This window comes from Pseudomonas laurylsulfatiphila, assembly GCF_002934665.1.
GTDB lineage: Bacteria > Pseudomonadota > Gammaproteobacteria > Pseudomonadales > Pseudomonadaceae > Aquipseudomonas > Aquipseudomonas laurylsulfatiphila.
Genome location: NZ_NIRS01000006.1, coordinates 179,729 through 190,587 on the forward strand (window position 1 = coordinate 179,729; position 10,859 = coordinate 190,587).

At 60.4% G+C, this 10,859-nt stretch carries 12 protein-coding genes; 7 read left to right on the forward strand and 5 right to left on the reverse strand.

Translation table 11 applies throughout. The features are described 5' to 3' along the window. Positions 1–86: 86 nt before the first annotated feature. The 3 genes from CD175_RS23100 to CD175_RS23110 all read right to left on the reverse strand — a co-directional run bounded on the left by CD175_RS23100 (position 87) and on the right by CD175_RS23110 (position 2,535). Positions 87–410, reverse strand: a complete 324-nt coding sequence (locus CD175_RS23100; protein WP_104450590.1) for an amidase — start codon at positions 408–410, stop codon at positions 87–89. Beyond that, the gene (locus CD175_RS23105) at positions 407–1,501 is read right to left on the reverse strand and encodes a serine hydrolase domain-containing protein (protein ID WP_104450591.1); all 1,095 of its coding nucleotides are present in this window, start codon (positions 1,499–1,501) and stop codon (positions 407–409) included. The genes CD175_RS23100 and CD175_RS23105 overlap by 4 nt, the downstream gene beginning before the upstream one ends. A 155-nt stretch (positions 1,502–1,656) precedes the next feature. Beyond that, positions 1,657–2,535: an acyl-CoA dehydrogenase family protein gene (locus CD175_RS23110; protein ID WP_104450592.1), complete on the reverse strand. Its 879-nt coding sequence runs from the start codon at positions 2,533–2,535 to the stop codon at positions 1,657–1,659. Between the two features lie 155 nt (positions 2,536–2,690). Here CD175_RS23110 and olsB point away from each other — a divergent pair, with 155 nt between their 5' ends. Both olsB and CD175_RS23120 read left to right on the forward strand, forming a co-directional pair. Continuing rightward, entirely contained in the window at positions 2,691–3,446 is a 756-nt protein-coding gene (gene olsB / locus CD175_RS23115) for an L-ornithine N(alpha)-acyltransferase (protein WP_104450593.1), read from the forward strand. Further along, the gene (locus CD175_RS23120) at positions 3,446–4,237 is read left to right on the forward strand and encodes a lysophospholipid acyltransferase family protein (RefSeq protein ID WP_007976719.1); all 792 of its coding nucleotides are present in this window, start codon (positions 3,446–3,448) and stop codon (positions 4,235–4,237) included. The genes olsB and CD175_RS23120 overlap by 1 nt, the downstream gene beginning before the upstream one ends. A 123-nt stretch (positions 4,238–4,360) precedes the next feature. Here the strand turns inward: CD175_RS23120 and CD175_RS23125 are convergent, their stop codons facing one another. Beyond that, the gene (locus CD175_RS23125; RefSeq protein ID WP_102701039.1) at positions 4,361–4,939 is read right to left on the reverse strand and encodes an acyl carrier protein phosphodiesterase; all 579 of its coding nucleotides are present in this window, start codon (positions 4,937–4,939) and stop codon (positions 4,361–4,363) included. A gap of 170 nt (positions 4,940–5,109) precedes the next feature. Between CD175_RS23125 and CD175_RS23130 the strand changes: the two genes are divergently transcribed. The 4 genes from CD175_RS23130 to CD175_RS23145 all read left to right on the forward strand — a co-directional run bounded on the left by CD175_RS23130 (position 5,110) and on the right by CD175_RS23145 (position 8,477). Further along, on the forward strand, positions 5,110–5,412 hold the full coding sequence (locus CD175_RS23130; protein WP_007983055.1) for an ArsR/SmtB family transcription factor: 303 nt from the start codon (positions 5,110–5,112) through the stop codon (positions 5,410–5,412). A gap of 36 nt (positions 5,413–5,448) precedes the next feature. Next, a complete protein-coding gene (locus CD175_RS23135; protein WP_007976713.1) occupies positions 5,449–6,615 on the forward strand; it encodes an MFS transporter in 1,167 nt (388 codons plus the stop codon). Between the two features lie 30 nt (positions 6,616–6,645). Then, positions 6,646–7,695, forward strand: a complete 1,050-nt coding sequence (locus tag CD175_RS23140; RefSeq protein WP_104450594.1) for an alkene reductase — start codon at positions 6,646–6,648, stop codon at positions 7,693–7,695. A 251-nt stretch (positions 7,696–7,946) separates the two neighbouring features. After that, on the forward strand, positions 7,947–8,477 hold the full coding sequence (locus CD175_RS23145; protein WP_104450595.1) for a hypothetical protein: 531 nt from the start codon (positions 7,947–7,949) through the stop codon (positions 8,475–8,477). A gap of 311 nt (positions 8,478–8,788) precedes the next feature. Here CD175_RS23145 and emhR read toward each other — a convergent pair whose 3' ends face one another. After that, positions 8,789–9,421, reverse strand: coding sequence for an efflux system transcriptional repressor EmhR (emhR, locus tag CD175_RS23150; RefSeq protein ID WP_104450596.1), 633 nt, complete (start codon positions 9,419–9,421; stop codon positions 8,789–8,791). A 277-nt stretch (positions 9,422–9,698) separates the two neighbouring features. Here emhR and CD175_RS23155 point away from each other — a divergent pair, with 277 nt between their 5' ends. After that, positions 9,699–10,856, forward strand: coding sequence for an efflux RND transporter periplasmic adaptor subunit (locus tag CD175_RS23155; protein WP_104450597.1), 1,158 nt, complete (start codon positions 9,699–9,701; stop codon positions 10,854–10,856). The last annotated feature ends 3 nt before the right edge of the window (positions 10,857–10,859 follow it).

The window sequence follows — 10,859 nt, forward strand, 5'->3', positions numbered from 1 at the left end:
TGCTTCGCACTCCAACGGGGCGGTGCGGCGGTCCGACAAGCCCCCTCGCCACAGAAGCCCCCTCGCCACAACGTAACTCGTTGCCCTCAGGGCTCCAAGCGACAACCCTGGCGCTCGCCGACCCACACGGCGCTGTTGCTGCGGCCCATGCCGCTGACCGTTACGCGCTTGGCGCTCGGGTCATCGATAAAGCCGCTAGCGGGCAGCCATTGCTTCACATAGCCGTGGCAGTACTGGGTATCGTTACCCATCACGTAGCGGCACGAACAATATTCCTTGGCGGTGTAGGCGCTGATGATGTCGGGGAACGCCCACAGCGCCACCCGCTCGTGCCAGATCCAGCCGATCAAGGCGATCAGCACAATCAGCAATAGCGAACTGACCGGTCGACGGCGGATGAACCCGGTCATGGCTGCACCTTCCCGACAAAGGCCTTGAGCGCGAGCCTGAGCAGTTCGTTGTGCCGGTAACTGCCGTCGCGGTCATCGCCGTAGCGGACGATCACCAGCTGTTCACTGGGGATCACATACATCGCCTGCCCCCAATGCCCCAGTGCCGCGAAGGTATCGGCGGGGGCATCGGGCCAGGGTTGTGCCGCGCCCTCAACCGCTCGATTGAGCCACCACTGGCCGCCGGGGACGGCATCGTCTTCATGGGCATGATAGTGAGCGAACGGCTCGCGGTTGAACGCCACCCAGCCCCTGGGCAGCAGTTGCCTGTCTCCCCAGCGCCCCTCGCGAGCCATCAACAAACCGACCCGGGCCAGATCCCGTGCCGTCAGGTAGACATAGGACGACGCGACGAACGTGCCGGTGGCATCGGTTTCCCAAACGGCGTGGCGAATGCCCAGCGGTTCGAACACTGCAGTCCATGGATAGTCGGGATAGCGGTCGGGGCCGACGATGGTTTTCAGCGCCGCGGACAACAGGTTGCTGTCACCGCTGGAGTAGCGGAATGCCTGACCCGGCGCGGCGTACGCATCATGCGCCGCAGTGAACGCGGCCATGTCGTGGTGCCCGCGGGTGTAGAGCATGGCCACCACCGAAGATTTCAGCGGCGCGTACTCGTAGTCTTCTTGCCAATCCAGGCCTGAGGCCCAGTGCAGCAAGTCGGCCATGGTCATGTCGGGATGTTTTTGCAGGGGCGGATAAAACTTCGCCACCGGGTCACCGAGTTTGAACAAGCCTTTGCCATAGGCCACGCCGAGGACGGCGGCCATCAGGCTCTTGCTGATCGACCAGGTCAGGTGCGGCGTCTCGGCCGTCGTCGGGCCGGCATAGCGTTCGTAGAGCAACTGGCCGTCGCGAATCACCAGCAAGGCATCGGTGCGAATGCCCTGGCGAGTGCCGTCATCGCGGGACGGGAAGGCGTAGGCCTCCAAAGCTTGAAGCGCCGGGCCGGTCGGCGTCGGGGCGGTTGGCCATTGCTCGGCGGGCCAGTACTCGGCCTGGGCTGTGACGCTGAGCAACAGCAGGAAAATCAGGGACAAGCCTTTGGGCATGGCGGGGGCTCACAGGGAATACCCGGGTCAGCCTAGCCCAATTAAATGACACTCACGCGACCCTCGTAGGAGCTGCCGAAGGCTGCGATCTTTTGATCTTGCTTTTAAAAACAAAGTCAAAAGATCGCAGCCTTCGGCAGCTCCTACAAGGATCTTCAAAGGCCTGCCAGTGCCTTGGCCAACCTCTTCCCCCGGGCTCCCGCCGCCAGATCCATCACCGCTTGATCGCGCTGCCACATCGCCGCCCACTCCGGGGGCCCACCGGCCAGTGCCTCTTTCACCTCAGTCTTGAGCGCGTCAAACTGCGCGAACAACCCGCCAAGCACCACATGCCCGGCCAGACTGGTCGGTGGCTGGCGGCTGGATTCCGCGCACCCTGCCAACAGCCCCAGCAGACGCATTTGCAAGGATTGCGGCCAGGCACAGTCCTGACCGACCCCATACAGCCACGCCGTCATGGCGCTCAGTACATAGATGTCTTCCAGCGTGCGGAACGGTTTGACGTACGCATCCCAGCCGTCCCCGGCGAGCAATTCGCACAAGGCATTATCCAGAAACAGCCGGCCGTGGCTGATGTCCGGCATCAACGGGATCGGCGCCAGTTTTTCCACCCGCACACCCGGCTCATCGCGATAGATCACCGCCAGGCTCAAGCGGGGGTCGGCGCCGGGTTCCTCGCAGCGCGCCGCCACCAGCAGCCAGTCGGCCGCATCGCCGGCGGTGACGAAATCCTTGCGCCCGCTCAGACGCAAACCGCTCAGGCGGGTTTGCATGTCGGCCGGGCGCAGGCTGCGCTGCTCGGTGGCGCACAGCGCGCCGAGGCTCAGTGGCGCGCTCGGCCAGAGCATGCGCAATGCCGCTTGATACCCCACCAGAAACGCCAGCCCCGGCGTTGCCATCAGCCGCCCGCCCAGCACGGCCAATTCAAACGGCGTGACCGTGCCCAGGTGCTGCAACAAAGTCGCGAAACCTTCGGCCAGGTCCGGGTTGGCGGGCAAGCGATCACGGCGGTTCAACAGGGTTTGCCAGGGCATAAGAGGCTCCTCGAGGGCTGTCATATAAGCATCACCAAAGCTTAATGGCGATGACACCGGGGCTACATAGCCTGACTTTGCACAACACGGCTAGACAAAGAAAGTCGATTCGCTGTAGCCCAAAGACGGGTGAGCAGCCCGCACGGAGATTCGCCATGACTCAGATCGCCCGCATCAGCGACACCGCCAACGAACGCCGCCTGCAAGCCGAACGCCTGGTGGGCGCCGAGGCGCTGCAGGAAGCCCAGGCCTTGCGTTTCAACGTGTTCAGCGGCGAATTCAACGCCAAGCTCAAGGGCGCTGAACTGGGTCTGGACATGGATGACTACGACGTTCACTGCGCCCACATCGGCGTGCGTGACTTGAACACCGGGCGCCTGGTGGCGACTACCCGTTTGCTTGACCACACGGCTGCCAGCAGCCTGGGCAAGTTCTACAGCGAAGAAGAATTCAGCCTCCACGGCCTGGTGCACCTGCAAGGCCCGATCCTGGAAATCGGCCGCACCTGCGTCGACCCGGCCTACCGCAACGGCGGCACCATCGCCGTACTCTGGGGCGAACTGGCCGAAGTCCTGAACCAGGGCGGCTACAGCTACCTGATGGGTTGCGCGAGCATTCCGATGCAGGATGGCGGCGTGCAGGCCCACGCGATCATGCAGCGTCTGCGCGAACGCTACCTGTGCACCGAACACCTGCGCGCCGAGCCGAAAAACCCGCTGCCAAGCCTGGACATCCCGTCCAACGTGATTGCCGAAATGCCACCGTTGCTCAAGGCCTACATGCGCCTGGGCGCGAAGATCTGCGGCGAGCCGTGCTGGGACCAAGACTTTCAGGTCGCCGACGTGTTCATCCTGCTCAAGCGCGACGAACTCTGCCCGCGCTACGCCAAACACTTCAAGGCGGCTGTGTAATGAGCCGGTTGCGGGTGTACGCGCGAATCGCGCGAGTGCTGATGGTGGTGACGCTGGGCCTGGGCATGGCCAGTGTGTTCGGCGTGTTCGAACGCCTAGGCCTGGCCCACTCGATGGCGCGTCGTCAGCGCTGGTCGCGGTTCTTCATGGCCCGCCTGGGCAACGCCCTGCCCTTTGACGTGACCGTCCACGGCGAACTGCCGAAGACACCGATGCTCTGGGTCAGCAACCATGTGTCCTGGACCGACATTCCGCTGCTGGGCATGCTCACGCCGCTGTCTTTCCTGTCCAAGGCCGAAGTGCGCACCTGGCCGGTGGCCGGCTGGTTGGCGGCCAAGGCCGGCAGCCTGTTCATCCGTCGCGGCTCGGGCGACAGCCAGTTGATCCGCAAGCAGATGACCCGTCATCTGGAACAGGCCTACCCACTGCTGATGTTCCCGGAAGGCACCACCACCGATGGCCGTTCGCTGCGCACCTTCCATGGTCGCCTGCTGTCTGCCGCCATCGACTCCGAAGTGGCGCTGCAGCCAGTGGCGATCCGTTATGTGCGTGACGGCGAGCCTTGCGCGCTGGCGCCGTTCATTGGCGACGATGATCTGCTCTCGCACCTGATGCGGTTGTTTGCCAATGATCGCGGTGGTGTAGAGATTCATCTGCTCAAGCCAATTGCTTGCGAAGGTCGAGAGCGCGCGGCACTGGCGTTCGAGGCACAGCAGGCGGTGCAGAAGGCGTTGTTCGGGACTGTCGTTGAACCTCAGCGAGCACCGATGCGCCCCGCTATCGCGGCGTGACACGATCCTTGATTCACTGAAATACCCTGTGGGAGCGAGCTTGCTCGCGATAGCGGTGGGTCATTCAGCATCATCGTTGAATGTTGATCCGCTATCGCGGGCAAGCCCGCTCCCACACTGGTTTTATGTTGTTGGATAGTTCCGGGCGAAATCCTGCAACTGCGGATAGAACAACCGAAAGTCCTCGCTCAACGGTTCATACAACTGCCGCAACTCCTGCATCGCCGCCGCCAGCTCCTCCGGCCGGGTCAGGCGCCGCGAGATCCCGCGCAACACCTGCTCCAGCACTTCAAATTCCTGATACGAGCCCAACCAGTCATTGGCCACCATGTGCGGCGCAATCTTCGCCAGCCGCTCCGGCAGTTGCCGCTCGCTGGACAGCACGCGGTACACGTCCGAAGTGAACAGCTCCAGCGGCCGGTCGGCATACAGCCTCCAGTCCCGGGCCAGGCAATGGTCGAAAAACACGTCGAGCACGATCCCCGCATAGCGACGACGGGTCAGGGAGAAACGCGACAAGGCGACATCCACAAGAGGATGGCGATCGGTGAACACGTCGATGCTGCGATGCAACTGGATAGCCCCTTCGATGTCCGGAGCGAATTGCCCTTGCAGGCGTCCCTTGACGAAATCGCCATACAGGCTGCCGAGCAATTGGCCGGGACGCTGGCCACCGAGGTGAAGATGTGCGAGATAGTTCATGGGCGCAGCTTAGCACTGCCCCCTTGTCTTGTTACACTCAACGTATCGTTATAACTCGATATACCGAAATGTGAGCTGGTCAGAGCCAAATCATATTTGTATATCGCGAAATACCGATTTAAAGTTCGCCTCATCGCGATATAGCGTTTTAAACATCACGAGCCCACATCATGACCATCAATCTCGACGAAATAATAAAAGCCCTGGCACACCCAGTACGGCGAGAAATCCTGCACTGGCTCAAGGATCCGACCGTCGAATTTCCCGACCAGTCCCACAGCAACGAACACGGCGTTTGCGCCGGGCAGATCGATCAACGTTGCGGCCTGTCGCAGTCCACGGTGTCGGCACACCTGGCGACCCTGCAACGCGCCGGCCTGATCAGCAGCCGCAAAGTCGGCCAGTGGCATTTTTTCAAACGCAATGAGGAAACCATTCAGGAGTTCCTCAAAACCTTCAGTAAAGAGCTCTGACCCTTAAAGTCAGTCAGCTAAAAAAGGAATTACCCCATGCCCCTCTCGCTACTTATCCTGGCATTGAGCGCCTTCGCCATCGGCACCACCGAGTTCGTCATCATGGGCCTGCTGCCCAACGTGGCGGCCGACCTCGGTGTGTCGATTCCCGGTGCCGGCTGGCTGGTGACCGGTTACGCCCTGGGCGTGGCCATCGGTGCGCCGTTCATGGCGCTGGCCACCGCCAGGCTGCCGCGCAAGGCCGCCCTGGTGGCGTTGATGGGCATCTTCATTATCGGCAACCTGCTCTGCGCAGTGGCCGGCGACTACAACGTGCTGATGTTTGCCCGAGTAGTCACCGCGCTGTGCCACGGTGCCTTCTTCGGCATCGGTTCGGTGGTGGCTGCCGGCCTGGTGCCTGCGAACAAACGTGCCTCGGCCGTGGCCCTGATGTTCACTGGCCTGACCCTGGCCAACGTCCTCGGCGTACCGCTGGGCACCGCCCTCGGCCAGGAAGCCGGCTGGCGTTCGACCTTCTGGGCCGTGACCGTGATCGGTGTGATTGCGCTGATCGGTCTGATCCGCTTCCTGCCGGCCAAGCGCGATGAAGAAAAACTCGACATGCGCGCCGAACTGGCCGCACTCAAGGGCGCCGGCATCTGGCTGTCCCTGAGCATGACCGCGCTGTTCGCCGCCTCGGTGTTCACCCTGTTCACCTACGTTGCGCCGCTGCTGGGGGAAGTCACTGGCGTCTCGCCCCGTGGCGTGACCTGGACCCTGATGCTCATCGGCCTGGGCCTGACGGTAGGCAACATCATCGGCGGCAAGCTGGCCGATAAAGGCATGGCCGCGACCCTGATCGGTGTGTTCGTGACCATGGCCGTGGTGTCCACCGTGCTGACCTGGACCAGCGTCGCGCTGATCCCGACCGAAATCACCCTGTTCCTCTGGGCCACTGCGTGCTTCGCCGCCGTACCGGCGCTGCAAGTGAACGTGGTGACGTTCGGCAAAGCCGCACCGAACCTGGTGTCGACCCTGAACATCGGCGCTTTCAACATCGGCAACGCCCTGGGTGCCTGGGTCGGCGGCAGTGTGATCGCCCATGGCTTCGGCCTGACCAGTGTACCGCTCGCCGCAGCCGTACTGGCGGTACTCGCCCTGCTGGTGACCCTGATTACTTTCCGCCAGAGCGGCAATCCCGATCTGGCTCCTGCTACCCACTAATCACCTGAAACCTCACGAGGGTTGTACTTCATGACGACTATTTTCGATCCAATCAAACTGGGCGACCTCGAGTTGGCCAACCGCATCATCATGGCGCCCCTGACCCGCTGCCGCGCCGACGAAGGCCGTGTCCCCAACGCGCTGATGGCCGAGTACTACGTGCAGCGTGCCTCCGCCGGCCTGATCCTCAGCGAAGCCACTTCGGTCACGCCAATGGGCGTCGGCTACCCGGACACCCCGGGCATCTGGTCCAACGATCAGGTACGTGGCTGGTCCAACGTGACCAAGGCCATCCATGGCGCGGGCGGCAAGATCTTCCTGCAGTTGTGGCACGTGGGTCGCATTTCCCACGGTTTGTACCTCAACGATGAAGCCCCGGTCGCCCCGAGTGCCATCCAGCCCAAGGGCCACGTCAGCCTGGTTCGTCCGCTGGCCGACTTCCCTGTTCCGCGCGCCCTGGAAACCGCTGAAATCGCCGACATCGTCGACGCTTACCGCGTCGGTGCCGAGAACGCCAAGGCCGCCGGCTTCGACGGTGTGGAAATCCACGCCGCCAACGGTTACCTGCTCGACCAGTTCCTGCAAAGCAGCACCAACCAGCGCGCCGACAACTATGGCGGCTCCCTGGAAAACCGTGCTCGGCTGCTGCTGGAAGTGACTGACGCCGCCATTGAAGTCTGGGGCGCCGGCCGTGTAGGTGTGCACCTGTCGCCCCGCGCCGACCTGCATGACATGGGCGACGACAACCTGGCCGAAACCTTCACCTACGTCGCTCGCGAACTGGGCAAGCGTGGCATCGCCTTCATCTGCTCGCGCGAGAAAGAAGGTGCCGACAGCCTCGGCCCACAACTCAAGGAAGCCTTCGGCGGCCCCTACATTGCCAACGAGCGTTTCACCAAGGACAGCGCCAACGCGTTGCTCGCCAGCGGCATGGCCGATGCAGTCGCCTTCGGCGTCCCCTTCATTGCCAACCCCGACCTGCCGGCACGCTTGAAGGCCGACGCACCGCTTAACGAAGCGCGCCCGGAGCTGTTCTATGCCCAGGGTCCGGTTGGTTACATCGACTATCCAACTTTGTAAAACTGCGCAAACTCGAAAAGCCCGGCGTTTCGGACGCCGGGCTTTTTTCTTTAAATAAGCTAAAACCCGCTAACCAGACTTAAACTTCTGACAACTCACCTGCCATCCAAACCAGTATCACACCCACCTGCATACAAACTTACAACTACAACCCAGACAAACCCAAAAAACAACTTAATACTTCACAAAGCCTCGCCACAACATATCGAGCACTATGGGAAGCCCCTCAAAAACTTTAAAGGATTAACAGTATGGACAACAACGGCCCGATACACGCGCCCCACATCATTGCACAAACAGAATATGAAGCTGGAGACTTCAGCTTTTCTGCCTCCGCCAGCAAATTCCCTGATAAGTACACCGTGATGACCATCAACATCGCCAACAACACTAATGGCCCGATCCGGCTCTTGAAAGCAGGCTGGGACTTGACCGGAACGTCGCTGTCAGATTTCGAAATCGAAAAGAACGATGAGGAAACTCTCGAACTCCCTTACTTCCAGGACTTCTCCAGTAATGGACTGTATTACAAAAAAAGGAATTTCCCTCCGATCTTGCAAGAGTTCTCGTACATTACCGAAGATGGATTAATTTGCACGTTAGCTATTCAGCTGACAGTTTCAGTGGGTTACGGCTTCCTGCATCCAACCCTGAATCCAATCTGGACAAAAAAAATAACGCGATCCGGCAACAGCAGCAGCCCATATAAGGTCACTGCCAACATCACGAATAAGGATGAAGAGGCACCCTTCAGTTTTAGCGTCGACCTGATAATCGGTTAATACTGATCAGACAAAAAAATACGCCGATGAAAAAACGTATCAGACCAGCTTACTGATGTCTTTTTTCGCCACATTCCAGACCCCGACTCGCAAAGCCGGGGTTCTTTTTCACGAGCGGTGGTATCCGTTCTAAGTTCATGCCCCATGCAAGCCCGATACAAAATCCCTACAAATTATGTCGCTTGATAGCTGTCAACCTGACACGAGCCCATATATAAAAGCACCCCATTGCAAAAAGGCGCATGAAGCAAAATGATCCTCGGGGGGGATTTCAACAGTTGACTTGCCGGGAGCCAGGTTTTCATTTTGTTTCATTTGCGCAGGCTGGGGCTCAAGCGCAGCATGTCCAGCCCGGTATCGACCCATCGTTCGGCTGCGGTGTGCAATTCAAAACTGTCGGGGGCCAGCAACCACTGGTACAGGATACCGTCAATATAGGCACGCAAGCTGATGGCTGCGCGGGCGGTGTCGAGGTTTTCCGGCAACTGCCCTCGATTGACGGCATTGCTCAGGGCCAGACCGATTCGCATGTTGCATTCGAGGCTGGCTGACACGCGCTGTTGGCGCAGGTCGCACATTTCATCGGTGAATTCGCACTTATGAAAAAGAATCTCATTGATGCGTCGGGTTTTCGGGTCCAGCGCAATTTGATGAAACAAATGAATCAGCAGCTTGCGCATGCAGCCCAGGGGATCGAGTTCGTCTTCACTCTCGCTGGCCTTGGCCATTTCTTCCAGCGGCTCATGCAAGGTGTCGAGCATGGCCTGCACCAGATCCGCCTTGTTGCTGAAATGCCAGTAAATGGCTCCTCGAGTGACGCCGGCCAGGGTCGCGATATCCGCCAGGGTCGTACGCGCCACGCCTCGCTCGTAAAAGGCCTTTTCGGCCGCCACGAGAATTTGCGCGCGGGTTTCCTGAGCTTCCTCTTTGGTACGACGGACCATGGCAGTACAACCTCAATCAGGGTGCTTCAGCGATGTCTGAATATCAGCTGAATAAAAGTGGGGCGAACGTTCTGGGGGTTCGTCCCCGGCCTACAATTCCAATCTTTCAACGGCTTGTGTAATGGCTTTTGTAACGGCGTTGATACGCAGCCTGGGTATTTACAAACAGCCATGTACGTAAGTATATTACTTAGCAAGCTACTTATCCACTCGGCAAGCATTTTTCAACCTTCCACCTTTCTAGTGCGCACGTTGCGCGCCTGACCCGAGGATTTTCATGCAATTCAAGCCAGCTGTTACCGCTCTGGTCGCCGCCGTCGCCCTGGCATCGCTGCTCAGCGGATGCAAAAAGGAAGAGGCAGCACCGGCCGCCCCACCGCCTCAGGTCGGCGTCGTGACTCTGCAACCGCAAGCGTTCACCCTGACATCCGATCTGCCTGGCCGTACCAGTGCGTTCCGCATTGCCGAAGTCCGTCCTCAGGTCAACGGCATCATTCTCAAGCGCCTGTTCAAGGAAGGCAGCGACGTCAAGGCCGGCCAGCAGCTCTATCAGATCGATCCGTCGGTCTATGAAGCGACATTGAAAAGCGCCGAAGCCAACCTGCGCTCGACCAAGTCGATTTCCGACCGCTACAAGCAACTGGTCGACGAGCAGGCTGTAAGCCGTCAGGAATACGACACCGCCGTGGCCAACCGCCTGCAATCGGAAGCCGCACTGCAAACCGCACAGATCAACGTGCGCTACACCAAGGTCTATGCCCCGCTGACCGGCCGCATCGGCCGCTCCTCGGTGACCGAAGGCGCGCTGGTCAGCAATGCCCAGGTCGATGCGATGGCGGTGATTCAGCAAATCGACCCGATCTACGTCGACGTGACGCAGTCCTCGGTCGAGCTGCTGCAACTGCGCCGCGAGCTGGAAAGCGGTCGCCTGCAAAAAGCCGGCGACAACGCGGCCTCGGTCAAGCTGACCCTGGAAGACGGCAGCGATTACAAGCTGGACGGCAAGCTGGAATTCTCCGAAATCTCGGTTGACCAGACCACCGGTTCCGTCACCCTGCGCGCCATTTTCCCGAACCCTGACCACACCCTTCTGCCAGGCATGTTCGTGCACGCCAAGTTGCTGGCCGGTGTGAACAGCGCGGCGATCCTGGCCCCGCAGCAAGGCGTGACCCGCGACCTCAAGGGTACCCCGACCGCTCTGGTTGTCGGCCCGGACAACAAGGTCGAACTGCGTCATCTCAAGGCCAACCGCACCGTCGGCAACCAGTGGCTGATCGAAGACGGCCTGAAGGCCGGCGATCGCCTGATCACCGAAGGTCTGCAATTCGTCAAACCCGGCATCGAAGTCAAGGCCAGTGAAGCGACCAACGTAGCCGTAAAGAGCCCGGCCCCCGCTCAGACAGCTGATAAAGCCTCTGGCGGAAAAGGGGAGTAAACC

What these genes read in the sequence shown, in the direction of transcription:
- CD175_RS23155 (WP_104450597.1), top strand. Translation starts at nt 9,699, where the DNA reads ATGCAATTCAAGCCAGCTGTTACCGCTCTGGTCGCCGCCGTCGCCCTG.
- emhR (WP_104450596.1), bottom strand. Translation starts at nt 9,421, where the DNA reads ATGGTCCGTCGTACCAAAGAGGAAGCTCAGGAAACCCGCGCGCAAATT.
- olsB (WP_104450593.1), top strand. Translation starts at nt 2,691, where the DNA reads ATGACTCAGATCGCCCGCATCAGCGACACCGCCAACGAACGCCGCCTG.
- CD175_RS23100 (WP_104450590.1), bottom strand. Translation starts at nt 410, where the DNA reads ATGACCGGGTTCATCCGCCGTCGACCGGTCAGTTCGCTATTGCTGATT.
- CD175_RS23140 (WP_104450594.1), top strand. Translation starts at nt 6,646, where the DNA reads ATGACGACTATTTTCGATCCAATCAAACTGGGCGACCTCGAGTTGGCC.
- CD175_RS23110 (WP_104450592.1), bottom strand. Translation starts at nt 2,535, where the DNA reads ATGCCCTGGCAAACCCTGTTGAACCGCCGTGATCGCTTGCCCGCCAAC.
- CD175_RS23135 (WP_007976713.1), top strand. Translation starts at nt 5,449, where the DNA reads ATGCCCCTCTCGCTACTTATCCTGGCATTGAGCGCCTTCGCCATCGGC.
- CD175_RS23105 (WP_104450591.1), bottom strand. Translation starts at nt 1,501, where the DNA reads ATGCCCAAAGGCTTGTCCCTGATTTTCCTGCTGTTGCTCAGCGTCACA.
- CD175_RS23130 (WP_007983055.1), top strand. Translation starts at nt 5,110, where the DNA reads ATGACCATCAATCTCGACGAAATAATAAAAGCCCTGGCACACCCAGTA.
- CD175_RS23125 (WP_102701039.1), bottom strand. Translation starts at nt 4,939, where the DNA reads ATGAACTATCTCGCACATCTTCACCTCGGTGGCCAGCGTCCCGGCCAA.
- CD175_RS23145 (WP_104450595.1), top strand. Translation starts at nt 7,947, where the DNA reads ATGGACAACAACGGCCCGATACACGCGCCCCACATCATTGCACAAACA.
- CD175_RS23120 (WP_007976719.1), top strand. Translation starts at nt 3,446, where the DNA reads ATGAGCCGGTTGCGGGTGTACGCGCGAATCGCGCGAGTGCTGATGGTG.